This is a genomic window from Methanolobus sediminis (assembly GCF_031312595.1).
Lineage (GTDB): Archaea > Halobacteriota > Methanosarcinia > Methanosarcinales > Methanosarcinaceae > Methanolobus > Methanolobus sediminis.
The window spans coordinates 2086354-2110646 of record NZ_CP133592.1 but is presented as its reverse complement, the minus strand read 5'-3'; the positions used below and the strand labels follow the sequence as shown (position 1 = coordinate 2110646).

Here is a 24293-nt window from a genome sequence, read left to right as displayed (position 1 = left end):
AATGACTCCGGGAGCTAAAAAAGAAGAAAATTAATTGGAAACTTCCTTCTTTGCCTGCTTCAGACGTTCCTTAGCAGTATAACCTGTAGCTGCGTAAAGGAAATCCCTGAAACGCTTGTTAGAATCAAGAATAAGCTCATCATCTGTCATGGAAGTGTCAGACTCAGTATCAACAGCCAGTTTCTTATTTTCTATCCACACCGTAATTTTGGAAAGAACACCATAAGAAGTTACATACTTCCCATCTTCTTCCTTTATGTCACTTGGAAAGCTCTCTGTAAGACACTCGTAAATCCTATCCATCTCAGGTTTATAACCACGCTTTAACTTGTATTCCTGCATTTCAATCAACCCTATATAACATTGTTTAAACGAATAAATGTACCGGTTTGCATTTATAAAAAGCAACCTGAGACACAATAAAATAATATAAAAATTAGTTTAAAAGGATTCCGAAAAATCCTCTCAACTCTTCAATTCTACTTCTATTTTGTCAGCACCAGTTTTCCCCTGTCTCCTACAAGCCTCACCTGAGAGACTTTTTCAAGAACCATGTTTCCAAGTTCTTTTAACTCACTCCACAAAGGGGTCGGCGTATCATGACCCATGAAAGGAAGGTCAAAATCAGGATTGCTCATGAACTGGTAGAGCATAACTTCTGAAGCGCCCTCAAGATCTGGCAATATGCGAGGCATGTTTTCAGCATTAACATATTCAGGAATCACTCGTATCCATATCCTGAGCCATTTCTTTTTTGCAATAGCCATGGATTCACTCAGGAGTTTCAGGTATTTCTGTGTCCTCTCCTCAGACATCCCTGTAACTTCCATCACTGCCTTTACATCATCTCCCGGTGCTTTGATCTCAAGTACAAAACCATAAACAAATGGAAGGGCTTTTTCAAGTACATCGGGCTTCATACCATTGGATTTCAGGATGACCTGTTTTCCCATATCATGCAATCCCTCTATTAGAGGAAGCAAATCTTTCTGAAGGGTTGGTTCTGCACCTCCAAGGTATACGTTATCTGTTGTGGACTTACTGGCATAATCCAATACTTCATCCAGAGTCCATTCTTTTACAGGCTGATGTATATGAACGCAATAAGGACACTTCATATTGCATCCTCCAAACTCAACCCTTATCTGTCCTTTTGCATCGGATAAATCAATTAATCTCATTCATACACTCCTTCACTCAATATCAATTTTAAAATGATCATAACTATCTACATTTTTATAACTAACAGTATTAATAGTTAGACCCCATAAATTCGGCATTTGCCCTGAAACAGACATAGCGATTACTATTTATGTGTATCACACCATCAAAGCAGAAAGACGGTGATCACATTGACAAGGAAACTTACTCTTGAAGATCTTGAAAGATCAAAAACAAAGAAGGAAAACAAACCGGAAGAACAGGATCTTACAGACCTCTATGACCTTATCATACCACCTGGAACTCCTTCATACATTATCTATGACCTCGTAGAAGAGTTCGACCTCGAACCTGTTGAAAGGAAGATAAATGTACAAATTGTGGATACTGATGAAAGGGAACTAATTGCTCTCAGAGGAAAATTGGAAGTAGTACAGGCTGCTGAGAAGTTCCTGCATGAAGAACTCCAGGCATGGATCGAGAGTTAAGTAAAGTGCTCTCATTATTGATCCGCAATTGTTATCATTTTCTTATCGCAAACTTAGATTCAAAAATAAAAGTCAGGGAAAAGACAGCATTTTGCTGTCAATTTATATTCCTGTAATTCCGCTTTCCTTGAAATCAAAGACAACAGCTTTGCCGCTGTCATTATAAACATCAATTACCTGGCTGTCATTGATCTCACCGATTACAGCAGCCTTTATACCTGCATTCTCAAAAATCTCAACACACTCATCAGCGTGCTCGGCCTTTGCAGTGACAACATAACCGGTTGCAGGATATATCTTAAGCCACTGCTCAAAATCAAGACCTTCAGGGCATGGAATCTTGCTAAGATCAACTGAAGCACCAACCCTGCTGACCTCACAGAGCATACCGAGAGTGCCGATTGTTCCCGGATTGCTTATGTCTTTTCCGGCAGTTACCAGCTTCTTTTCTCCAATCTCCTGCATGACCATGAAACGCTCACGAACAACATCAGCATCCTTAAAAGATGTGGTATCCCAGCTATATGGTGAGTTCTTTCCTACACGACCATCCATATCATAGGCAACTATTACAACATCTCCGGGCTTTGCACTATCACTTCTGATAACGGAGTCCTTCTTTGCAATTCCGATTATGGCAACTGCAAGTGAGTTGTATGGAGTGTCAGGGTGCATATGACCGCCAACCATTGGAACTCCGAACTTACTGATACCATCGCGGATTCCTTTCATGATCTCTTCTGTGGATTCAAGGTCACTTGAAGCCATCACATTGACCATTGCAAGAGGACGTCCCCCCATTGCGGAAATATCGTTCACATTGACAACAACAGAAGTATAGCCTGTCCACCATGGACTCTTGTTGACAATCCTGCCCCATATGGCATCGGCTGCAAACAGAATTACATCATCGGTGCCAATATCGATGATCGCTGCATCATCACCAAAATCATCTATGACCTCGCCATACTCTGAGCGAACAGTCTCAAATATGCTTACGATATCTGCTATCGGTTTTTTTCTGGTAACGCCTTCAAAGTTCCTTAAATTTGCCGCAAGCTCTTCGATATTCAAAAAAAACACCTGCAATTAGTAGAATTAATAGGATAAAACGACGAAATAATATGAAAAGGTTTCAGTGAAAAGGACTTACTCCTTTCCACATGAACCCTTCTTTTTCATATCAAGCTTAATAACGTTCCTGCGTTCTTCACTCATCTGTGACATGTCCTGTCCGATAAGACCGTATGCATCGGACCTGCACTGGCGGCAGTGTCTCATCTGCTGGACATAGGGTGCACACCTGTCCTGAATAGCCTTACACTCTGCTGGTGTTGGTGCTGTCCTGTCAGCAAACTTAGCCTGAGTGATAAGTGGCATCACATTCATTATGAAGACACCAAGTTCATTGATCTTCTGGGCAAGCTCAACAATATGCTCATCGTTAATACCCGGTACAAGAACCGTATTGATCTTGACAACAAGACCTGCTTCCACAGCCATCTTGATACCTTCAAGCTGATTCTTCACCATGATCTCAGCAGCTTCAAGACCTCTGTAGATCTTACCCTTGTAGGAAATATGACCTATGAGCTGTGCTTCGATCTCAGGATCGATTGCATTCATGGTCACTGTAAGTGTGGTTACTCCAACCCTTAGGAGATCAGGCAGCCTCTCTGGAAGAATCAGACCATTAGTACTGAGACAGAGTGTTACATCCGGGAACTCTTTCTTGATGAGTTCCAGCGCCTCAAAGGTCTCATCGTTAGCCAGTGGGTCTCCAGGACCTGCAACACCGACAACCTTGATGAATGGATAAGCTTCCAGTACCTGCTTTGTTTTCTCAAGTGCAGCCTGAGGACTCAAAACTTCACTGGTAACACCCGGCCTACTTTCATTCACGCAGTCAAACTTACGATCACAATAATTACACTGAATATTGCATTTCGGAGCTACTGCAAGGTGAATACGGCCAAACTTGTGCTGGGCCTCTTTGGAATAACAAGGATGTTGTGCTATCATCCTCTTGACATCTTCATCCTTGGAAACTTCTATTTCGCAAACGTCTTTCTCATTTTCCATTTTTATAGCTCCTATGGTTCTGAGCAGCTCCAATAAACACGGCTCAATTTAAGGGAAACTAGTAGATATACTTTTGTATAAACTTATGATAAAATTCGATTAACAAAAGTACTCCCGCTGTTTTTTAATAAGTACTTACCTCACACCACTTACCATTGCCTTCCCACATCCTGACTGAAAGTGGGAAATCAAGTCTTGAAGAAAGATTTGCATGCACATGCTCACACAGATTCTCAACACTTGGGAATTCCATTATGTCATTGAGAAGCACATGGTCGTACTCCTTGAGAACTTCCTTTATAACTTTCTTTATCTCATAGAAGTCCATGACCATGCCGGTTTCTTTCTTTTCACCTTCAATTACAATTTCTGTTTTGTAAGTGTGTCCGTGAACTATGCCACATGTCTCGTGCCCTGGCAAATAGTGGGCACTATCAATATAATCAACAATTCCAAGTCTCATTTTCTTCATTATAAACAACCCCACATCTTATGTGTCTGAGGTATTATTCGTGTATCAATTTCATTAAGGAATGATTCCTGTAATTTCAGCAAAAATCCTGGTTTCGGCTGCATAGATTTCTGTGTCACAGGTTGCAGTATCAGACAGGAGATATATCCGGAGATAGCTCCTACAACACCTTCAATATCGTCTTCAGGCGTATCCTTTGTTACAACGATCTTACAGAAACAATCCCTGTCTTTAGTTACTTTAAGCGTCCTGAAGCACTCAATTGTACTTTCAAGATGAAGTTCAGGATCCTCAAGCAATTCTGGAGGTAGCAGCTTCACATCACCGGAAACATAGGATACCTTGTCCTTCACTTTTTTAGCCATGCGTGGAAGTGTCATATTTGACTCCAGATACAGCGGAGCTTCAGTTTCGAGCAAATTAATAAAATCTGCATTCATTAGTGGCTCTCCACCAGTCAATGATACAGAGTGTAAACCAGAATACGAATTGATTATCTCACTGACCTTTTCAGAACTCAACGGATTTTCAAGTTCCTGGAACTCATCCGACCCGGGTACAGCTTCAAACTTGCAAACCTTTGTAGTTTCAACAGGAGTATCGCAATAATTGCATTTCAGGTTGCATCCGGTAAAACGGACAAAAGCCTGCCTGCATCCTACATATGGACCTTCACCCTGTACTGAACAGAACACTTCACTGAGAGAAGTCTGCATCATATCACATCCAGTGGTCTGGATTTCCTGAGATCTTTCTCAATATCGATGAATTCATTGTAATATTGTTTTGCGATTTTTTCCATTACACCTGCAACATCATTGCTTCCAAGTCCAAGGTCTTCAAAACTTCCATAGAAATCATGGACAACATTGATTCCAAAATGTATCTTCTGTGAAACCGCTGATGTGCTTGCAATAGACACTGTTAGCTTTTTGTCATCTACAAAAAGATCATCACCCTGCCTTACTATGTCACTGCGATACTCGGAAAGTATCTCTTTGACTATTGCAGTGAACAGGCGTTGTCTTGCATATACAAGTTTCAGATCGGTCGAATCAAAGTGCTCTATGATAAAATGAACCATGTCAGTGGAGAATATCATGTCTCCCTGTTTCTTATCCTCAAGGTCGATCATGTGCTCGATCTTTACGTCACATCCCCCTCTGAAAGCTATGATAGAATCTTCCTGGATGTCTGCAAGATTGTAAGCCCAGAGAGATGAAATCTGGCTTCCATCATAGTCCGTTTTTTCATCAAGAATTAAGCATTCCATTCGTAACACCACGGAATAAAAACTATTGTTTACCAAGCCTTACAAGCAGAGGGTCTTTGGCACCTGCAGCTTCAAAAGCTCTTCTTCTTCTGGTGCAACTTTCACATTCACCACATGGAGCATCAGCACCATGGTAGCAGCTCCAGCTATATTCAAGCGGAGCTTTCAGCTCAATAGCCCTTGCAACTATCTCTTTCTTGTTCATTCCAATGAGCGGCGCAAGCACTTTAACACCATTCTGTGTTGAATATGAAAGTGAATCATCAATTGCAGTGATAAATTCCGGGGAATTATCAGGGAATGTGACAGCTTCCTCTTTGTTGAAACCTACAATAACATACTCACAGTCCATACTTTCAGCATATGCTGCAGCGATGTTTATGAGAATACCGTTCCTGTTTGGAACCCAGACAGCTTTGGCAGATTCAACTGTTATAGAAGGGTCAGCATCTTCGGATATCTCATCCATACTGAGCTTTGGAACGTCAGTATTCGTGTTCACAAGTGATGTATTGGTAATCTCCTGCATCCAGGTAATATCGAGAACACGATAATCTAATCCAAAGTGTTCGCATACTTTTATGGAATTCTGTATCTCACGCTTAACAGCACGCTGCCCGTAATTGAATATAAGGGCCATTTTTACATCAGTCTTTTCGAGGACTGCCGCAACGGAAGTCACTGAATCAAGACCGCTACTTAACAAAGCAATTGCAGTAATAGGGATTCCTCCTAAGAGAGTATTTGACAATGAGTAATACTCGGATAATACTGAGAGATTGTCTAAAGAATACTAATATATAAATAACCATCGCTGCAAAGAAACAAAACATTAACAGCAATAAACAAAATAGCGCAAAAAACTGCTTCCAGAGACGTTGTGTTTGAAATACATCCAAAAGAATGATGCTGTAATACCGTTAAAAACCACAGTAAACAGAAATAAAATAAATAAAAAAATAGTTAAAACCGTAAGATAACGGTTTTAATCAGATGTTAGTTTATTGTCTTCTGCTGAAGATGAAAGCCATACCAATGATTGCTATCATTGGGATTGCAATGGTTGGGAATTCAGGAACTTCCTGTGTTACAGGAGTTTTCTCTTCAGAACCTCCTTCCTCTTCACTGTCACCTTCTTCTTCTGCACAATCATCTACAGTTATAGTGAGAGTTGCACTATCAGAATAAACTCCATCGTAATCACGAGAAACTGTTAAGTTCACAACATAGATTCCCGGATTTACAAAAGTATATGCAGGATCAGCTTCACTTGAATTTGCACCATTATCATCAAAATCCCAATATACCTTATCTATAGTACCTGTAGAATTATCAGTGAACTGAACTGATAGCGGTGCACAACCTGATGTGACATTAGCACCGATAGCTGCAGACAGCTTAACAGAACTGACAACCACACTGCCTCCATCTTTATCATCATCGTCAGTAGTTCCACCACCGCCACCCATACCCAATAACGTAGGAGTTGAAGCAGGAGCTACCTCTTTAGAAGCACCGTCATTTATTGGTTCAGAGTCCTGAACATTTGTTTTTGGACTGTCCTGAACGACAGTTTCCTTGTCTCCGATAACAGGAGCAGGGGTCTCATCAGGGACTTCCTGGGCATAACCTGTCTGGAAATTGATCAGCCCTGCAAGCAAGAGAACCGACAAGAACATAATTATAACAGGTAAAAAAAACCGTCTATCCATAATCATACCACCTTTTTTTCTTATTCAAATTAATCGTACTATAATAAATCAATAAGATAGAGTTCTATATAAATTTTTGTGCACAGCCAAAAGTCATAATCATAATCATATGTGGTTTTTTCAAAGTTAAAACACAAAGCATGAGCAAATAATCAGTAAAAAGAATCATAACATAAATGAGTATTATAAATGAGTTTTATACATGATCAGTTCTTCTAGTCATATGGGTACATATACGTTATACACAAATAACTATTGGGAGTAATAGAGTGAATAATAACAACATGCATCATAATGATAAATACAACAGACTGAAAGATGAAAAAAGTCCCTATCTGCTACAACATTCACAAAATCCGGTTGACTGGTTTCCATGGGAAAATGAAGCTTTTAATAGAGCAAAGAGAGAAGACAAGCCAATATTCCTGTCCATTGGTTACTCTACATGTCACTGGTGCCATGTAATGGAAAAAGAATCTTTTGAAAACGATTCTGTTGCAGAACTTTTGAACGAATCATTCATTTCTGTAAAGGTTGACCGTGAGGAAAGACCTGATATAGATAATATATACATGGCAGTCTGTCAGGCGATAAACGGCAGAGGGGGCTGGCCACTTACAATCGTTATGACACCTGACCGGAAGCCATTCTATGCTGCCACCTACATTCCCAGAGAAAGCAGATACGGCGTACCAGGAATGATTGAGCTGTTACCTGCTATATCCCTGCTCTGGAAAACTAAAAGGCATGAACTTCTTGACAGTGCTGAATCCATAATAAATGCAGTTTCAGAGAAAAACAGAGAAGAGAACAAAAACATAAGACCAGTCAATAAAGAACTGCTCAGAAAGACATTCGACCAGCTTTATAGTATTTTTGATGAAGAATATGCAGGTTTTGGCAGAGCTCCCAAGTTTCCCACCGTGCATAATCTGACATTTCTCCTGAGGTACTGGAGAAGAACCGGTAATGCAGTAGCTCTGGAAATGGTTGAAAGAACACTGGAAGCAATGCGCATGGGAGGAATATATGACCACATAGGCCATGGAGTCCATAGATATTCCACAGACAGGCACTGGTTACTACCTCATTTTGAGAAAATGTTATATGACCAAGCTATGATGGTGATTACCCTTACTGAAGCATATCAGGCAACTGCAAACCTCGAATACAAAACCACTGCAGAGGAGATACTGAGCTATCTTGAAAGGGATATGACATCTTCAGAAGGAGGATTCTATTCCGCAGAAGATGCAGATAGTGAAGGTGTGGAAGGAAAATTCTACGTGTGGACAACAGCAGAGATAGAAGAAATACTGGGGAAAGAGCATGCTGAGATTTTCATGAAGATATTTAATGTCAAAAAAGAGGGCAACTTTGCAGAAGAACACAGCAATGATCTGACAGGAAAGAATATTCTCCACACAACTGAGAGCATGCAGAATATCCGCATCTGGAATGGAGAATATGGAGATTATATCCTCCAGTCCATTGAGAAATCGAGGGAAAAACTATTTGCAGAACGTGAAAAAAGAATACATCCATCCAAGGATGATAAGATACTCACTGACTGGAACGGACTGACAATTGCTGCATTCTGTAAAGCTGCACAGGCATTTGATAATGAAGATCATATGAAGACAGCTATGAAAACTGCAAACTTCTTCATGGAAAATATGACTGATAATGAGGGAAAGATGAAGCACAGGTACCGTGATGGTGAAGTCGCAGTTGATGCTTTCCTGGAAGATTATGCTTTCTTCATATGGGGACTTATCGAACTGTACCAGACTACTTTTGATATAAAGTACCTTGAACATGCTCTGAAACTGAACGATTACCTGATTGCACATTTCCATGACAATGAAAATGGTGGGTTCTTCCATACATCTGATGAAGCGGAAGAAATGATATTCAGAAGCAAGGAAGTTTATGATGGTGCAATCCCATCCGGTAACTCGGTATCAGCCATGAACCTGTTGCGACTTGCAAAGATAACAGGTAATCCCGAACTTGAAGAACTGGCAGACAGAACTCTCAGGGTTTTTGCAGAGAAAGTCAAATCTGCACCGGCAGGATATACGCAGTTCATGTCAGCCGTAGACCTTGCACTTAACGGCTCTGTAGAAATTGTAATTGCCGGAGAAAAGAATGATAGCGATACTACAGAAATTGTCAGTTTCATCAATGAGAGATTTATTCCTGAAAAAGTAGTGGTATTGAAAGATATTAATAGTTCTGACAGGATAAGCAAAATTGCACCGTTTACCAAAGACATGGTGATGTCAGACAATAAAACAACCATTCATCTATGCCAGGATCATAACTGCAAACTTCCTTCCAATGACATCGAAAAGATAAAGGAACTGATAGAAGCACTGTCACATATCTAAGGAGTAATAGACATGACAACAGGAAAGTTCTACAATCCGGAAATTGAGACAATGGAAAGATCAGAGCTTGATTCTTTGATCGATGAAAGGATCAGATATACTGTAAATTATGCTGCTGAGAACTCATTGTTCTACAAAAAATGGTTCAGGGAACATAAAATAAAGCCATCGGACATCAAGTCTCATGAAGACCTTCTTGAGCTACCCATTATATCAGGAAAAACCATTCGTGAAAATCAGCCACCTGTTAAAGATGATTTTGGATTCAAAACTGTGGACTGGAAAGATGTTTTCACTATACATGAAACAAGTGGTACCAGTGGTACACCCAAATCATTCTTTTTAACATGGGATGACTGGGAAAGATACGCGGAAAAATATGCCAGATGTTTTGTTTCCCAGGGATTCAGAGAGCATGACCGTGTTGTTGTTTGCGCTTCATATGGAATGAATGTAGGTGCAAACACCATGACACTTGCAGCCAGAGACCTTGGAATGACAATAATCCCTGAAGGTAAATGCACATTCCCTGTCAGAGTCCTGGAATCATACAAACCGACTTCCATTGTTGCCAGTACATTCAAGCTTTTACGCCTTGCAAAAAGAATGGAAGAAAACGGCATGAAGCCAGATGAATCCGGCATAGAAAGACTTGTCATTGGCGGAGAAAGCTTTGCAGAGGAGACCAGAAAATATGTTGCTGAGATCTGGAACTGTGATGTTTACAACAATTACGGAAGCACAGAGGGAACAATGTGTGGAGAATGCAGCGAAATCAATGGTCTCCATGTACCTGAAGACCTGGTGCACCTGGATGTTTACGACCCCGGCATGGACAAATTCGTAAAGGATGGAGAATGCGGCAGACTGGTACTTACCACTCTGCTGCCAGTGGGAGCAAAAAGTGGGAACATACTTCTCAATTATGATACGGAGGACACAACTGTTGTTGTTGACAGAGGTGGATGTGCCTGTGGAAGAACACATATGAAAATAATGACTCCTGAAAGGGAAGCAGAAACATTCTGGACAACAGGAACCCCTTTTAACCGGGTAGACATCGAAAAAGGAGTTTTCCAGAGAGAAAATATGGAGTACCTTACAGGAGAGTATGAAGCATTCCTTTACGGTGGAGATGAGGAAGGAGAAACAACACTCAGGGTAAGTATGGAATGCAATGAACCGGAGAGATGCAACAAAGAACTTATAAAGGAAAATTTCCTCAAATCTTTCTTTGCCTACAAAATGAATCTTGAAAACGCTTACATTGATGGCAGCTTGAACATTCTTTTCAACTATGTAAAACCCGGTGAACTGGAATTCTACCACATTAAAGGCAGACCAAAACGTGTTGTTGACAGGAGATGAATGTTCTTCGTCCTATGCAACACACATGAAAATCATATAATAGTGATTCCTTTCCATAAAGTAAGATAGAGAGTGGATCCACCCAGCAATGTCAGCACCCAGAGAAACAGGGTTGGCTTCATCATTTTCAGTGGCGGAACAGGTGAGGGAATCTTTCCATTGAATGCCAGTTTGATGTATATCGAAAGCACGATAACAATCAGACCCAATATGTGATGAAGATACATTAGGGTAGTAAAGTAACCTGTCATTATTATGCCAGACAAAGAGTACATTGAAGGTGCCATGAATATAAGTACTGACAATATCTGTACTGCAATAGCAATAGTCATGAACTTGCAGTGTTCGTCATAAGAATCCCTGTATGCTTTTATCACTGCGAAAATGAGCAATATAACTACAGTTAGCTGCAAAAGCAAATTCACATAAAGCATGTTGAAACCTGTAAACATATCTAATAACCCCTCTGATAGTCACCATATGTTTTTGCTTAAAAATATAAATATTTAGCTTAAAGCCGGATTCGGGGATTTGAGATTTTTAGGAGAGAAAATTTGCATTAAAAATTGCCTTTGTACACTTTTAGTCCGTTTTCGGATACAGCAAGGATCCAGGGTTCCATACTGTGTGCCGTAGCACGCATTTTTCTTACTCTCATGTACCTGTTGGCAACATTACCCTTCAGGTGCAGGCCGAGTTCAATAATCCCATCTGCAAGATAACCTTCCATACCTGTGGAAGGGTTAGACATATCAGACCTGTTTTCTTCTTCCAGTATAAGGAAAGTTGTAAGTTTCTCACGCCTCAGTGTTTCAAGGAATTTGTACATCTTTTTTCTCAGGTTATGGGAATCGGCATCAAGAAGAGAATAAAGAGCTCCCAGAGAATCAACAGCTATACATGTGCATTTCTCGCCGATATGTTCCTTGAACTGAATAATATTCTCCTCGAGAATGTTTATTAAATCATCTGAAAAATCATCATACATTACACGATAATCACTGAAATCAGATATATGTAGCTTATTTGATAACGCGATTCCCATGCTTTCCATGTTCAGAAGATGGTTTTCCTTGCTTTGTTCAAATGTTATGTACAGACCATACTCATCCTGTTCTTCCAGGTAATTGGACAATAACTGAAATGTAAAACCTGATTTAAGTGTACCTGCCGCACCGGTGACCAGCACTACACTGTTTTTGGGTATATCTGTCTCAAAGACATCATTCAAACCATCTATGCTATCCACAAATCTCATAATACCCCTCATTCTTTCTATTTTTCAAAAAGAAGTAAAGGATAATAGTGTAAAAATAATATATATCTTTAATGATAGTGATAAAAATAGTAGTAACAAATCTAAATATTAACTGTTTTTAACGCTGCATTTGCCAGAATTATGACATACAGTATAGATATATCCATCCGTTTTATTAAATTATAGAAGAACGATATATATTTCTATTAATTCTTGTCCTGAGGAGGAACATCTCCCGCCACGGGCCTCATCCATCTCTTTAGAAGATGGAATTCTTTTTTCTCAAGAACATCAGGGTCAAGTTGAAGCACCATTCGGGAACTTGATGCCATAATTGTATCATTGGTCTGTTCCAGCAGTTTGACCACCGAAAGGAAATCATTGTCAAGTACCAGATACTCCAGACCATCCATGAGAACAACACCGTCTTCAACCTTATTGACAAAATCCGCGATAGTAGGATATATTCTGAAAAGCTCCGTGGAATCGATTGACTGCTGACCAGCGATTTTATTCTTGGTCAGCCATACAATAGGAGTTTTTGCGATACCATATGTGTTTCTTATCTTATCAGGGTTCATTCTGGTAATGCAAAGTCCGGGCTTTCCGCTTTTAACAAGTTCGGAAAATGCATTGTAGCTCTGGCCGGGGTCCTCCGAACCTGAAAGATAAATATATCCGCTTTCAAGTTCGATGTCTGCCTGATCAGAATCTTCTTCAATGTCTTCGGTAAGAGGGGTAATAAAAAGACCACGGAGTCTGGAACGATCCTGAAGTGTAATCACAAGACCTTCTTTTCCACCGTCATCTGGAAGCAGGGATGTTGAAACGTTCATACGGACTTTTTCTTCATGTTTGGTATAGAATACCATTTCAAAGTCATTTTTATCTGCAAATTCCAGCAAGTCTGCATTATCTACAAATTCCCTAATGGGTCTTGCAATTATCTCACTGACCTCGTAACCTAACAGATCTGCTGCATTTCTGTTAGCAGTAACAACTCTTTTTTTATTGTCAAGGGCTAATATGGCAATCGGGGATGCCTTCAAAAGATTATCAAGATATTCATTGGCCCTTTTGATCTTGGATTCCGCTTCTATCCTTTCTGTAATATCTTCCCCGGAAACAAGCAGGCCGTTTATGCCACCTTCTGGATCACGAAGTACAATATTGTTCCAGCTCATTATCCTTTTCTGCTTATTACTGTTAAGGAAAGGAACCTCAAAATAACCTGTACTTTCAGTCTGGGTAGAACGCAGCTTCTCAAATCCTATTCTGGCATTTTCCCTGAAAAGTTCAGGAACGTAACTCTCGAACCAGTCATTCCCAAGGATCTCATCTTCCCGGTAACCCAGTATTTCGCATCCTTTCCTGTTAATGACTTTAACAATACCATTCTCATCGAGAACAAAGAGCATTACCCCTGCAAGGTCCAGATAGTTCTGTGCCTGGTCCCTTTCGGATATCAGTTCATCATGCAACTTTTTGATCCTGAGAAGTGAACCGACCCTGGTCTTAATCTCCAGACGGTCTAAAGGTTTTGTAAGGAAATCATCTGCACCGGCATTAATACCTTTTATACGGTCTTCAAGGCTAGATAGTGCTGTGACCATGATAATAGGAATAAAACGGGTCTTTTCAGAACCTTTCAGAATTTTACAGACCTCATAACCAGTGATATCCGGCATCATGAGGTCAAGGAGAATTATATCGGGGTTATGTGCCTCCACTTTTTCCAGTGCCTCCACACCACCATAGGCCGATATTATCTCATATTCATGCATGAGATAAGCATCCAATAGCTTGACATTCATTGATTCGTCGTCAACTATCAGCACTTTTCCCTTTTTATGCTCATCCATCCAGGTCACTCACAAAGCCAATTCACAATTATATTTTGAGTAAGAGAAACATGTCTCAAAGTCACAAAGCAGTATATATTTAAAGTATTTAAATAAAACCCGAATATAATTAGACGTTAACTAGTTTAAAGAAAAAATCAGTGTTAAATAATAGCTGATACCTGATGCCAGAAAGCAGATATGTTATAAAAATCCAGAATATTAAGAATGAAGATGAACAGAGAACAAAAGCTGCGGAAGATATACGCTACTTACTCGAAAGAGGTTATCGCAGGGACAGTGCCATCCGCTTTGCAGGGGATCATTACGGACTGGATAAAAATGAAAGATACATACTGGCACGTACAGTATTTTCCTGTTCAACAGCAATTTCACGTCAGAAAAAGAAACTTGGTACCCATGACCTGAAAGACAGAAAACTGCTTGTCGACGGGTATAACGTACTTATCACACTGGAGAGTTTGCTTGATGCTGAAGAAGTATGGATAGGTGATGACTCATTCCTCCGTGATATAAAAGGAGTGTTCAAGAATCATTCAAATGGAAATACTACTTACCAGGCTGTTGAGAATATGCTGGATCTCATAAAGACATCAGATGTTGCAAGTGCTGAAATATTACTGGACACGCAAATGAAAAACAGCGGTGAACTTGCAGCGTTAATAAGGAAACGCATGGAAGAACTCGCAATATCAGGTGATGCAAGGACATCAAAACATGTGGATTTCGATCTGAAGAACAGTTCATCTGATTATGTTGTAGCCACTGCAGATGGAGTAATTATCGATACTGTAAAAAATGTAATAGATATTCCAGGATGTATTGCAGCAGGTTTGGATCAGTAAGGATGAATTTGCAGAGAAACTTGCAAGCAACAGTTCTAATAGTTCATAGACACTTAGAAAGCGTGGAAAGAATATGAAAAAACTGGGAATTGTTGTAACTGATCCGCATGACTGGACTGCTCAGGCACTCATGCAGGAAGCGGAAAAAAGAGGATTTGAAACATATTATCCTGATCTTGGACAGATTGAAACATCCATTGGAAGAACTATAATCCACAGAGCAGGCGATATCTGTCTTTCAGAACTGGATGCTGTCATTATCAGGGATATGGGGCCGGGAAAGAATGATGCTCATATATTCCGCTTTGATGTACTGAGAGAACTTGAACAAAGTGGCGTACTTATAGTAAATCCACCGGCAGCCATACAGAATGCTGCTAACAAGTTCTATGCAAGCTGTCTGTTGGCAGGTGCAGGAATTCCGACACCTGAGACTTTTGTAAGCCAGGAAACCGAAAAAGCCCTTGAGATAATTGACAAACTAGAGGATGCTGTCATAAAGCCTGTTTTCGGATACAAAGGTATAGGTATCAACCGTATCAAAAATGGAATTGTCCTTGCACCAGATGGAACTGAAGAAAAAACAAATGCAGAAGACATTGTTAATCGAATCCTTGATGAAAAAGGAATGCTTTATATACAGGAATTCATAGAAAACTCAGGACAGGATATTCGTGCATTTGTTGTTGACGGCAAAGTTATAGGTGCAATTTACCGGAAAGCACCTGAAGGATGGTGGCTGAACAACCTGAGCCAGGGAGGCACACCAGCAGCATGTGAACTTACGGCAGAGCAGGAAAGAATGTGTATAGATGCTGCGGAAACTATCGGAGCGATGTATGCAGGAGTGGACATTATAGAAAGTGACAAAAGATGTTTTGTCCTGGAAGTCAATGCAACTCCTTCCGGGGCAGGTATCTATAAATCCCTGAATATCAATGTTGCAGAACACATCATAACTGCTATAGATAGCAGGCTGGAAAAAACGGGGCTTTAAAATGACTGAATATAAACAATGCATTGTTATCAGAGACGACCTTAAACTATCAAAGGGCAAGCTTGCCGTACAGGTTGCACATGCAGCAGTCTCTGCTTCAGAGTGGGCTGACCGCTCAACCCTTGACAAATGGAAAGAAGGTGGACAGAAAAAAGTTGTCCTCAGGGTTCCAACACTAAAAGACCTCTTTGAGCTGAAAGAGGTTGCAAGAAGACAGGGACTTCCAACTGCACTTATACAGGACGCAGGACTTACAGAAATTGCTCCCGGAACTGTTACAGTACTGGGCATCGGACCTGCAAAAACCGATGATATCGATAAAGTAACAGGAAATCTGAAACTTGTCTGAGTCCTGAATTAGTGGGAGTTTAGCATGAAAAATGAGAAAAAAACGAAGATGCTAAAAATGACTTTTATGGTCCTCTTACTTTCAGGAATAATACTGAGCTCCGGATGTATTTCGGAATCCGTAAAAAAAGTGGAGGATATATTTGATCCCTCATCAGTAACCCTCTTCCAGAGTGATGATTACTATACACTGGATTCCAGTGAGCTGACCATTCCTGTAGTTCCTTCTCAGAGTCTGAATATCAATGATGGAAGTCCGGACAGATACACAGAAAAAATGCCTGGTTTTGAGATATCCAGTTCCTATTATTACACCGAATTCTTTGAAGGTACAGAAGCTGTTATCAGCGTATATGTGCACAACATGGGAGATTCTCCTGTTTACATCTACCATTTCGGTTTTAAGTTGAACGGGGAAAACGAAATGGTTTCCCATGAGGCAGGAATTAACGTGGAACCTGGAGAAGAAATACGTGTTGGCATTCTATTCATAGAAGTTCCAGAAGATTCCACACAGATAAGACTTGACCCTGTTATATCACTCCTCGTCCAGACAGATTCCGGCAAGTGGCACGATTACGGAGAACAGGATTTCGAGAATATAAGTATCGAAGTATCCGATAAAATGGATGCACAGAATCCGAAATACTCTACAAATCCGGAACAGCTATTCACTCTGGTTAACGAGAAAATTGACCCCTATGATGTCCAGGTACGTACCATGGCAGCAGCTTCTGCAAAGAAATATCCGGGACAGTACAATATATACCAGCTATGTTATCTTTTCGATGACACAAAAGAGAATATACAATATGTAAGTGACCCGAGAGGAAAGGATCTCTGGTCAACTCCTGGTGAGACAATTACAGTAGGAGCTGGTGATTGTGATGACTACGCTATTCTGCTGGCATCACTCATAGAAGCAATCGGAGGAACCTCAAGAGTCTACCTCACGGATACCCATGCATTTACAGCAGCATACATTGGAAATGATACAGAAATTATTGCAGATGCCATCGGAGAATATTACGGACCAGTGCCTATCTATTATACTACAGATGAGTATGGATGCTGGCTCATGATGGATCCTACATCAAGTATCTATGCGGGAGGACTTCCCGGAGGAACAGCACCAACTGAAAATGGGTGGACTTTCCTCAATACCAGTACGGTAACTGTGATTGACATAGCTCCCCAGACTTAATATGATAATGGATGATAATTAATGATACCGGAAATTGAAAAGAAGATGGGAATCGAACTTTACAGCACGCATACCGAAGGCATAGGCGGTGTGCTCAGGCAGGAGCCTGAAGATTTTATTGTCAAAGAGATAACAAACCGCGAAGAAGGTGACAGCGGTAAAAATCTGATACTTGAACTTACAAAGACAAACTGGGATATGCATCATCTTGTCAGGGATATGTCCCGTAAACTTGGTATCAGCCAGAAAAGGATCGGTTTTGCAGGCACCAAAGATAAGAGAGCCAAAACCACCCAGAAGATAAGTATTTATGATATTTCCGAAGAAGATATTGAAAATTTCTATCTCAAGGATGTTGAACTAAAGGTTATCGGAAAATCAACAAGATCCATTGGTCTTGGTGACCTTTATGGAAATGAGTTTATCATTACTGTCAGGGATGTTGATATGAAACCTGACGAACTTAACAAAACTCTTGAAGCCACCACTAAGGAGATTGCTGAATACGGTGGTGTTCCTAACTTTTTCGGTGTCCAGAGATTTGGAGCTGTAAGACCTGTTACACATCTTGTAGGTGAACAGTTACTTCGTGGAGATGCGGAAGAAGCTGCCCTTATCTATATAGCAAAATCATTCCCTGATGAAATGAACGATGTTAAAGAGGTCAGAGACTTCGTGTGGGAAACAAAGGATTTTGCGGAAGGACTGAAGACATATCCACTTCGCCTCAGGTATGAGAGGGCAATGATGCATTATCTTGTGGAAAATCCTGGAGATTATGCAGGTTCTTTCAGTGTACTTTCCCCGAATATCAGGAAAATGTTCATTCATGCATACCAGTCATATGTATTCAACCGTATTATCTGTAAAAGGATAGAAAAAGGACTAGCACTGAATGTTGCTTCTTCAGGTGATATTCTATGTTTCAGGAATAAAGAAGGGCTTCCTGATACAGACAAGATGCAGGCATCAACAGATGAGAATGTCGATGGCATGAACAATCTTCTCAAAAGAGGCAGGGCTTTTATAACCGCACCACTTGTAGGCTATGAAAGTGAGTTCGCAGAAGGAATTCCCGGTGAGCTTGAAATGAACGTATTCCATGAGACAGAAATGTCACAGGAAGTTTTCAGAATGAAAAAGATTCCTGACCTTGCTTCAAAAGGACTTCGCAGGGAAATACTACTTCATTGCAAGCCTGAATACGTTACAGCAGAAGACGAACTTAATCCTGGAAAAAGCAAGGTAACACTTACATTCTCCCTGCCAAAGGGAAGTTATGCAACAACAGTCCTCAGGGAATACATGAAGACTGATCCTTTAAAAATGAGTTAGGCCCACAAATGTGGGCTTTTTTGTTATTTCCAACTAAAATTCTTTTTTGATTTAATTCCTGATATCATCAGAGCATAGACTCAATGAAAGCCTTAAATGGTGGTGAAGGTCTTCCCGGCCTGGATTTGAATTCTGGATGGAACTGGGATGCAAAGAAGAACTTCTTGCCAGGGATCTCAGCGATTTCCATTCTGTTGCGGTTCTTACCTGAGAACACCATACCGCTGGCTTCGATCTTCTCAACATAGTTCGGATTGACCTCATATCTATGTCTGTGACGCTCTATTATTTTGGATTGACCGTATATCTTCTCAGCCAATGAACCTGATTTTAGGTCTGCCTCATAGTCACCTAGACGCATTGTTGCACCCATGTCGACCACATTTTCCTGCTCAGGAAGTATGTCAATTACAGGATAAGGGGTATCCTCGTGGAATTCAGTACTGTTGGCACCCTCAAGACCTGCTACATGTCTTGCAAACTCAATAACACATAACTGCATTCCAAGACATAGACCGAGATATGGGATATCGTTTTCTCTTGCAAACTGGATTGCTTTTATCTTGCCTTCAATTCCTCTTTCACCAAAACCGCCCGGTACAAGGATACCATCGTATTCAGATAGTGATGAAATTGTTTCAGGATGTTCTTCGAAGGTTTCAGCATTTATCCAGCAGACATCATAATTGACACCGCACTCTATTGCAGCGTGTTTGATAGATGCACTGATACTGAGATATGAATCTTCAAGGTGAGTGTACTTTCCGACAATACCGATCTTTACCTCGCCTTTCAGGTTGTTCATCCTCTCTACCATCTTAGCCCATGAATCGTCTTCCGTTCCTGTTGAAGTTAGCTCAAGGTGTTTCATCAGATAGTCAGTCAATCCCTCTTTTTCAAGCATGAGAGGTACTTCATAGATGTCCTTTGCATCATGGGCACTTATTACTGCTTCTTCCGGAACATCACAGAAAAGTGATATCTTGGAAACAGTAGCCTCAAGAAGTGGTTCAGGACATCTGGTTACTATAATATTAGGTTTCAGGCCAAGTTCCCTCAACTCTTTTACTGAGTGCTGTGTTGGCTTTGTTTTCTGGTCACCCTGTGGGTCCATTGGCACAAGTGTCACATGCACGAAAGCAAGATTCTCTTTTGGCTCTTCTCTGGACATCTGCCTTACAGCTTCAAGGAAAGGCATACTCTCGATGTCACCAACAGTACCGCCAACCTCAATCATACACACATCTGCACCGCTCTTGGCAGCAACCCTGCGAATGCGGTCTTTTATTTCATTTGTTATATGAGGAATGATCTGCACGGTCTTACCAAGATACTCGCCTCTGCGCTCCTTGGAGATAACAGACTCGTAGACCTTACCTGTTGTCAGGTTGTGCTCTCTTGTGAGTTCAGTATCAAGGAAACGCTCATAATTTCCAAGATCAAGGTCCACTTCTCCTCCGTCTTTCAGAACAAAGACCTCTCCATGCTGGAAGGGGCTCATAGTACCTGCATCAATATTGATATAGGGGTCGATCTTTATGGCTGTGACCTTGTAGCCCTTGTTCTTCAGGTTCCGCCCTATTGAAGCAGTGGTTATTCCTTTTCCAAGCCCACTCATTACACCGCCGGTAACTATGATATATTTCATATTATTCACCATGATTATCTTTTAGATTTAGGAAGTCTCATTAACAGATAAGCCATCAAAAATGTCAGCATGATCGAATAGAGAACAGAATTATAGAAACTAAAGAACTGTTCAAGATCAAGTGACAGTATAAATGAAACGAATAAAGCAACTAATAATAATAAAACAACAAATTTCAGGATTCCACCGGAATATGGGGAAATTGCCTTGAAAGCAGAACTGAACATTTCAGCAGAAATGGATGGAAGCTGAGCACTCCAGTGATCATCTCCGAACATGGAAGAAGAAGATGATTTAGATGATGATCTGGATGATTTAGAAGATTTTGATGTAGATTTTGGCTTTTGAGATGAAGATGCAGGTTTGTAAAGAGATTCATCAACATCAACCGTAAAGCTAGCTTCATTTGGTCCCGGATGACCAAGATTCAGGTTAAAACCCTGTCTTTTGGAACCGTAACCTACAGTAATATATACCTGTCCTTTTGTGTAGAGCCTGCCATCATATGGAATTCGTGCTATCAAAGGTATGTATTCCTCATGCTTGACATAAGGATTGTCTTCAAGAACCGTGATATTCTCTCTAAGAGCATCGCTTACAGACAGATTGACATGTGTGGGAGCGCCATAGTTTATAAGCACAACCTCAAAACTGCGTTCCTCGCCTGGAGATAAAGGTAACTCGACAGTATCCGTGTCGAATTCAATAGAATTTACTCCAAGTCTGTTAATATGAACCTGCTGCAATTAAAAATCCTCACCGGTTTCATTCCCTGAGATCAGGTGGAAGCATATTCGGAATACCTTCCTCTATGGGATAGTACTCATTACAAACAGAACAATACAGTGTGCCTGAAATTACCTCGTTAGCATCTTCCTTTTCGATGTTCAGGACAAGGTCTCCTTTGCAAATCGGGCAGGCAAGAATATCCATAAGATCCTTTTTCAGTTCGATCACCACCTTTCAATACGTTACAATAAATATAAGGTTTTTCTATCGCCTAAACTATAAAAATAGAACAGGTCAACCAGAAAAATAGCATGATAAAGAGATAATTTAATTTATAACCTGAAATGTACAATACTTCATGTTCTCGATCTTTCTGAAAGTACTCGACTTTGCCATACCCATTCTTATTATGATCTTTGTGGGATTGTTCGGTACCGGAATTCTTATCGAGATCGGGTTCATGCAGAAGTTTTCCGGCCTTGTCAGGCCGCTTTTTAAGTATACGAATCTCCCTGACACATGCGCATCCTCATTTCTTGTGTCCATGGGATCAACTGTTGCTGCTAATAGTATGGTTGTCAATTTCAAGGAAAATGGCTGCATCAACGAAAAAGAGACAATGTTGTGCGCTGTGCTTAACAGCACTCCTGCATACATAAGGGAAATAATCACATACCAGATACCTATTGTTCTCCCGGCCCTAGGACCTGTAGTTGGCGGTTTTTACGTAATGGTATTTATAATAACAGCAATTGTGAAAATTAGTGCAGTGATCGTACTAAGCAAGATATTTCTTGAAAAGAACAATTGTATGTACAATGACAAAATTACCGATAAAAAGGTCACTTTGACCGAAGCTATCAAAAAATCCTTTAATCGCAATAAGAAGCTGTTCAGGAAAATAGCTATTATTTACTTATCAATGACAACACTTGTATTTTACCTCAAGGAGAATGGCGCATTCGAGATATTCAATGTGTTACCTCTTGCAGAGCTTTTCGGCATTCCTCCGGAAAGTATTGTGCCACTTACCAGTTACGTTGCAAGTCCAATTCTTGGGATATCACTTCTTGGACCAATGATAAGTAACAATGGCATCTCAAACATACAGGCCATGATAGTACTGATGCTTGGAAGCATGTTCATGTTACCTGTTTTCAGTATCAGGACATTACTGCCAAGATATGTATCTATTTTCGGACCAAAAACAGGTGTCAAAATAGTAGCATTTTCAACCGGGATCAGTGTAATTGTCAGATTTTGCTTTCTCATCATTTTGCTGACGATCGCAAACTGATTAATGATTATTAAATGCTGATTTTTGATTCGTCAACCTATAGAGTACTCAGTATATAGAGATTAATATATTACAAGAAATATTATATATTAGTTATCATATACATAAATGCATAATTTGCACAGGCGATATTTTTTAGCCTCCATAAATATGGAATTATAAGTGTGAATTGTCTCTTTAAATAATATTGTCCAAAGAACAATAAATTAATATAATATATTACTCTCTATATAATAACGTAGAAATACAAACCATATTCTACTCAAATATAGTGCAAGTTTTGCACCTGTTATCCAATACCAAACATGGGAGATATGAACAAATGGTAAAAGTAATGATTGTGGATGATGCCGCCTTTATGCGTATGGTCATCAAAGACATATTAACAAAAAATGGTCATGAAGTAGTCGCCGAATGTGTTGACGGGCTTGATGCTGTAAACAAATATCCGGAGGTAAAGCCTGAGCTTGTATTCATGGATATTGTCATGCCAAACATGGAAGGAATCGATGCGCTCAAAAAGATAATGGAAATGGACCCGGCTGCAAAAATAGTTATGTGTTCATCCATTGGACAGCAATCCGTTGTCACTGATGCACTAAAAACAGGTGCTCTTGACTTCATCGTCAAGCCTTTTGATGCTACAAAAGTTCTTGAAGTAATTGGAAAAGTAGTATAAATGACAATTAATGCACTTGTGGTCGATGACTCCGCACTCATGCGAAAGGTCGTCTCGGATATCCTGAAAGAAGACCCGGGAATAAATGTAATAGCTACGGCCAGAAACGGTCTTGAAGCTGTTGAAAAGGTCGAACAGTTCAGGCCGGATGTGGTGACCTTGGATATTGAGATGCCTGTTCTTGACGGATTGCATGCTCTTGGATATATCATGAGTGAATGCCCAACTCCGGTTGTCATGTTAACGGCGGTCGACTCCAGGTCTGCGGAAAGTACATTAAATGCATTTGAATACGGAGCAGTAGACTTTATTCAAAAACCTTCAGGAAACATAAGTGTTAACATTGCAGATATTGCTGAAGATATCCGCAAAAAAGTAAAGATGGCTTCTAAAGTGGATCTGAAGAAACTCGGATTCATGGAAGAACACGTGAAAAAATCACGGGAAAATGAAGGGAAACCCTTGCCAGTTAAACCAAGGAAAACAATTTCAAAAACCATACGCCATGCAAATGGTCAGATTATTGCCATTGCATCTTCAACCGGTGGTCCTCGCGCTCTTGAACAGGTTGTACCTAAATTACCGGGCAGCTTAAAAGTACCCGTAGTAATTGTCCAGCACATGCCTGCAGGATTCACAGCATCTCTGGCACAAAGACTGGACGGTCAGTCTGCACTAACCGTCACTGAAGCCAAAGAAGGAGATGTACTCCACCCCGGTCATGTGTACCTTGCACCAGGAAATTATCATATGGAAATTGCATCTGTTGAAAAAAGTGGAGTTCACCACGAAGTTGTGAAACTCAACCAGAAACCTCGCGAGCAAGGAGTAAGGCCCTGTGCCAACATCCTCTTCAAATCACTTGTACCGATCTATGGATCGAACATAATTTCAGCAGTTCTGACAGGAATGGGAGCTGATGGTGCTGATGGTGTGGAAGAGATCAAGAAAGCAGGAGGAAAAGCAATCGCTGAGGATGAACGGTCATGTGTGGTATACGGTATGCCAAAGGCAGTAGTACAAAGAGGACTTGCTGACAGTGTAGTGCCTCTTGAGAGAATTTCTTCCGAAATAGTACGAATGCTGAACTCATCCGGTGATTGAAATGTGTTTGGAAAATGAGAAGATCAGTATGATCTCAG

General features: G+C 40.4%; 26 protein-coding genes. 11 read left to right on the top strand and 15 right to left on the bottom strand.

Annotated elements, in window-relative coordinates; translation table 11 throughout:
- Positions 1-30 precede the first annotated feature (30 nt).
- Both RE474_RS10495 and RE474_RS10490 read right to left on the bottom strand, forming a co-directional pair.
- Positions 31-342 carry a DUF5611 family protein gene (locus RE474_RS10495; protein WP_309310321.1) on the bottom strand — a complete coding sequence of 104 codons (312 nt, stop codon included), beginning with the start codon at positions 340-342 and terminating at the stop codon, positions 31-33.
- Positions 343-485: 143 nt separating this feature from the next.
- Positions 486-1181 (bottom strand): radical SAM protein, encoded by a 696-nt coding sequence (locus tag RE474_RS10490; protein WP_309310320.1) that lies wholly within the window; start codon positions 1179-1181, stop codon positions 486-488.
- Positions 1182-1352: 171 nt separating this feature from the next.
- Here RE474_RS10490 and RE474_RS10485 point away from each other — a divergent pair, with 171 nt between their 5' ends.
- On the top strand, positions 1353-1649 hold the full coding sequence (locus RE474_RS10485; protein ID WP_309310319.1) for a hypothetical protein: 297 nt from the start codon (positions 1353-1355) through the stop codon (positions 1647-1649).
- Between the two features lie 102 nt (positions 1650-1751).
- On the opposite strand, the gene RE474_RS10480 is transcribed toward RE474_RS10485, so the two are convergent.
- From RE474_RS10480 to RE474_RS10450, 7 genes are all read right to left on the bottom strand, one after another.
- Complete coding sequence (locus RE474_RS10480; protein ID WP_309310318.1) at positions 1752-2723, bottom strand: methanogenesis marker 2 protein; 972 nt, start codon at positions 2721-2723, stop codon at positions 1752-1754.
- Between the two features lie 75 nt (positions 2724-2798).
- The gene (nifB, locus tag RE474_RS10475) at positions 2799-3731 is read right to left on the bottom strand and encodes a nitrogenase cofactor biosynthesis protein NifB (RefSeq protein WP_309310317.1); all 933 of its coding nucleotides are present in this window, start codon (positions 3729-3731) and stop codon (positions 2799-2801) included.
- A 124-nt stretch (positions 3732-3855) separates the two neighbouring features.
- Positions 3856-4203: a 6-carboxytetrahydropterin synthase QueD gene (gene queD / locus RE474_RS10470; protein ID WP_309310316.1), complete on the bottom strand. Its 348-nt coding sequence runs from the start codon at positions 4201-4203 to the stop codon at positions 3856-3858.
- Positions 4203-4922: a 7-carboxy-7-deazaguanine synthase QueE gene (locus RE474_RS10465; protein WP_438861577.1), complete on the bottom strand. Its 720-nt coding sequence runs from the start codon at positions 4920-4922 to the stop codon at positions 4203-4205. Before RE474_RS10465 ends, queD begins: the two co-directional genes overlap by 1 nt.
- The gene (locus RE474_RS10460) at positions 4919-5476 is read right to left on the bottom strand and encodes a DUF366 family protein (protein ID WP_309310315.1); all 558 of its coding nucleotides are present in this window, start codon (positions 5474-5476) and stop codon (positions 4919-4921) included. The genes RE474_RS10465 and RE474_RS10460 overlap by 4 nt, the downstream gene beginning before the upstream one ends.
- A gap of 22 nt (positions 5477-5498) precedes the next feature.
- Positions 5499-6197 (bottom strand): 7-cyano-7-deazaguanine synthase QueC, encoded by a 699-nt coding sequence (gene queC, locus RE474_RS10455; protein ID WP_309312243.1) that lies wholly within the window; start codon positions 6195-6197, stop codon positions 5499-5501.
- A gap of 280 nt (positions 6198-6477) precedes the next feature.
- The gene (locus RE474_RS10450) at positions 6478-7188 is read right to left on the bottom strand and encodes a PKD domain-containing protein (protein WP_309310314.1); all 711 of its coding nucleotides are present in this window, start codon (positions 7186-7188) and stop codon (positions 6478-6480) included.
- 269 nt (positions 7189-7457) lie between these two features.
- On the opposite strand from RE474_RS10450, the gene RE474_RS10445 reads away from it, so the two are divergent.
- Both RE474_RS10445 and ftsA read left to right on the top strand, forming a co-directional pair.
- Positions 7458-9581 (top strand): thioredoxin domain-containing protein, encoded by a 2124-nt coding sequence (locus tag RE474_RS10445; RefSeq protein WP_309310313.1) that lies wholly within the window; start codon positions 7458-7460, stop codon positions 9579-9581.
- A gap of 12 nt (positions 9582-9593) precedes the next feature.
- On the top strand, positions 9594-10949 hold the full coding sequence (gene ftsA, locus RE474_RS10440) for a coenzyme F390 synthetase (RefSeq protein ID WP_309310312.1): 1356 nt from the start codon (positions 9594-9596) through the stop codon (positions 10947-10949).
- Between the two features lie 32 nt (positions 10950-10981).
- Here the strand turns inward: ftsA and RE474_RS10435 are convergent, their stop codons facing one another.
- The 3 genes from RE474_RS10435 to RE474_RS10425 all read right to left on the bottom strand — a co-directional run bounded on the left by RE474_RS10435 (position 10982) and on the right by RE474_RS10425 (position 14069).
- Positions 10982-11401 carry a hypothetical protein gene (locus RE474_RS10435; RefSeq protein WP_309310311.1) on the bottom strand — a complete coding sequence of 140 codons (420 nt, stop codon included), beginning with the start codon at positions 11399-11401 and terminating at the stop codon, positions 10982-10984.
- Between the two features lie 107 nt (positions 11402-11508).
- Positions 11509-12207: an RAD55 family ATPase gene (locus RE474_RS10430; RefSeq protein ID WP_309310310.1), complete on the bottom strand. Its 699-nt coding sequence runs from the start codon at positions 12205-12207 to the stop codon at positions 11509-11511.
- 206 nt (positions 12208-12413) lie between these two features.
- The gene (locus RE474_RS10425; protein ID WP_309310309.1) at positions 12414-14069 is read right to left on the bottom strand and encodes a DUF835 domain-containing protein; all 1656 of its coding nucleotides are present in this window, start codon (positions 14067-14069) and stop codon (positions 12414-12416) included.
- A 164-nt stretch (positions 14070-14233) separates the two neighbouring features.
- On the opposite strand from RE474_RS10425, the gene RE474_RS10420 reads away from it, so the two are divergent.
- The 5 genes from RE474_RS10420 (at position 14234) to truD (ending at position 18798) form a co-directional block, all read left to right on the top strand.
- Positions 14234-14914, top strand: a complete 681-nt coding sequence (locus RE474_RS10420; protein WP_309310307.1) for a DUF434 domain-containing protein — start codon at positions 14234-14236, stop codon at positions 14912-14914.
- Between the two features lie 73 nt (positions 14915-14987).
- Positions 14988-15911, top strand: a complete 924-nt coding sequence (gene mptN, locus RE474_RS10415; protein WP_309310306.1) for a tetrahydromethanopterin:alpha-L-glutamate ligase — start codon at positions 14988-14990, stop codon at positions 15909-15911.
- A gap of 1 nt (position 15912) precedes the next feature.
- A complete protein-coding gene (pth2, locus tag RE474_RS10410) occupies positions 15913-16260 on the top strand; it encodes a peptidyl-tRNA hydrolase Pth2 (protein WP_091709897.1) in 348 nt (115 codons plus the stop codon).
- 24 nt (positions 16261-16284) lie between these two features.
- Positions 16285-17463, top strand: a complete 1179-nt coding sequence (locus RE474_RS10405; RefSeq protein ID WP_309310305.1) for a transglutaminase family protein — start codon at positions 16285-16287, stop codon at positions 17461-17463.
- 21 nt (positions 17464-17484) lie between these two features.
- Positions 17485-18798: a tRNA pseudouridine(13) synthase TruD gene (gene truD / locus RE474_RS10400; protein WP_309310304.1), complete on the top strand. Its 1314-nt coding sequence runs from the start codon at positions 17485-17487 to the stop codon at positions 18796-18798.
- Between the two features lie 67 nt (positions 18799-18865).
- On the opposite strand, the gene pyrG is transcribed toward truD, so the two are convergent.
- The 3 genes from pyrG to RE474_RS10385 are packed head-to-tail and all read right to left on the bottom strand — an operon-like array spanning position 18866 to position 21403.
- Positions 18866-20446 (bottom strand): glutamine hydrolyzing CTP synthase, encoded by a 1581-nt coding sequence (pyrG, locus tag RE474_RS10395; protein ID WP_309310303.1) that lies wholly within the window; start codon positions 20444-20446, stop codon positions 18866-18868.
- Positions 20447-20460: 14 nt separating this feature from the next.
- A complete protein-coding gene (locus RE474_RS10390; RefSeq protein ID WP_309310302.1) occupies positions 20461-21192 on the bottom strand; it encodes a DUF7524 family protein in 732 nt (243 codons plus the stop codon).
- Positions 21193-21211: 19 nt separating this feature from the next.
- On the bottom strand, positions 21212-21403 hold the full coding sequence (locus RE474_RS10385) for a methytransferase partner Trm112 (RefSeq protein ID WP_309310301.1): 192 nt from the start codon (positions 21401-21403) through the stop codon (positions 21212-21214).
- 130 nt (positions 21404-21533) lie between these two features.
- Between RE474_RS10385 and RE474_RS10380 the strand changes: the two genes are divergently transcribed.
- From RE474_RS10380 to RE474_RS10370, 3 genes are all read left to right on the top strand, one after another.
- Complete coding sequence (locus tag RE474_RS10380; protein WP_309310300.1) at positions 21534-22472, top strand: nucleoside recognition protein; 939 nt, start codon at positions 21534-21536, stop codon at positions 22470-22472.
- Positions 22473-22794: 322 nt separating this feature from the next.
- The gene (locus RE474_RS10375) at positions 22795-23151 is read left to right on the top strand and encodes a response regulator (protein WP_309310299.1); all 357 of its coding nucleotides are present in this window, start codon (positions 22795-22797) and stop codon (positions 23149-23151) included.
- Positions 23152-24255: a protein-glutamate methylesterase/protein-glutamine glutaminase gene (locus RE474_RS10370; RefSeq protein ID WP_309310298.1), complete on the top strand. Its 1104-nt coding sequence runs from the start codon at positions 23152-23154 to the stop codon at positions 24253-24255.
- The last annotated feature ends 38 nt before the right edge of the window (positions 24256-24293 follow it).

What these genes read in the sequence shown, in the direction of transcription:
- RE474_RS10495 (WP_309310321.1), bottom strand. Translation starts at nt 342, where the DNA reads ATGCAGGAATACAAGTTAAAGCGTGGTTATAAACCTGAGATGGATAGG.
- RE474_RS10490 (WP_309310320.1), bottom strand. Translation starts at nt 1,181, where the DNA reads ATGAGATTAATTGATTTATCCGATGCAAAAGGACAGATAAGGGTTGAG.
- nifB (WP_309310317.1), bottom strand. Translation starts at nt 3,731, where the DNA reads ATGGAAAATGAGAAAGACGTTTGCGAAATAGAAGTTTCCAAGGATGAA.
- queD (WP_309310316.1), bottom strand. Translation starts at nt 4,203, where the DNA reads ATGAAGAAAATGAGACTTGGAATTGTTGATTATATTGATAGTGCCCAC.
- RE474_RS10465 (WP_438861577.1), bottom strand. Translation starts at nt 4,922, where the DNA reads ATGATGCAGACTTCTCTCAGTGAAGTGTTCTGTTCAGTACAGGGTGAA.
- RE474_RS10460 (WP_309310315.1), bottom strand. Translation starts at nt 5,476, where the DNA reads ATGGAATGCTTAATTCTTGATGAAAAAACGGACTATGATGGAAGCCAG.
- RE474_RS10450 (WP_309310314.1), bottom strand. Translation starts at nt 7,188, where the DNA reads ATGGATAGACGGTTTTTTTTACCTGTTATAATTATGTTCTTGTCGGTT.
- ftsA (WP_309310312.1), top strand. Translation starts at nt 9,594, where the DNA reads ATGACAACAGGAAAGTTCTACAATCCGGAAATTGAGACAATGGAAAGA.
- RE474_RS10435 (WP_309310311.1), bottom strand. Translation starts at nt 11,401, where the DNA reads ATGTTTACAGGTTTCAACATGCTTTATGTGAATTTGCTTTTGCAGCTA.
- RE474_RS10430 (WP_309310310.1), bottom strand. Translation starts at nt 12,207, where the DNA reads ATGAGATTTGTGGATAGCATAGATGGTTTGAATGATGTCTTTGAGACA.
- RE474_RS10425 (WP_309310309.1), bottom strand. Translation starts at nt 14,069, where the DNA reads ATGGATGAGCATAAAAAGGGAAAAGTGCTGATAGTTGACGACGAATCA.
- RE474_RS10420 (WP_309310307.1), top strand. Translation starts at nt 14,234, where the DNA reads ATGCCAGAAAGCAGATATGTTATAAAAATCCAGAATATTAAGAATGAA.
- mptN (WP_309310306.1), top strand. Translation starts at nt 14,988, where the DNA reads ATGAAAAAACTGGGAATTGTTGTAACTGATCCGCATGACTGGACTGCT.
- pth2 (WP_091709897.1), top strand. Translation starts at nt 15,913, where the DNA reads ATGACTGAATATAAACAATGCATTGTTATCAGAGACGACCTTAAACTA.
- RE474_RS10405 (WP_309310305.1), top strand. Translation starts at nt 16,285, where the DNA reads ATGAAAAATGAGAAAAAAACGAAGATGCTAAAAATGACTTTTATGGTC.
- truD (WP_309310304.1), top strand. Translation starts at nt 17,485, where the DNA reads ATGATACCGGAAATTGAAAAGAAGATGGGAATCGAACTTTACAGCACG.
- pyrG (WP_309310303.1), bottom strand. Translation starts at nt 20,446, where the DNA reads ATGAAATATATCATAGTTACCGGCGGTGTAATGAGTGGGCTTGGAAAA.
- RE474_RS10380 (WP_309310300.1), top strand. Translation starts at nt 21,534, where the DNA reads ATGTTCTCGATCTTTCTGAAAGTACTCGACTTTGCCATACCCATTCTT.
- RE474_RS10375 (WP_309310299.1), top strand. Translation starts at nt 22,795, where the DNA reads ATGGTAAAAGTAATGATTGTGGATGATGCCGCCTTTATGCGTATGGTC.
- RE474_RS10370 (WP_309310298.1), top strand. Translation starts at nt 23,152, where the DNA reads ATGACAATTAATGCACTTGTGGTCGATGACTCCGCACTCATGCGAAAG.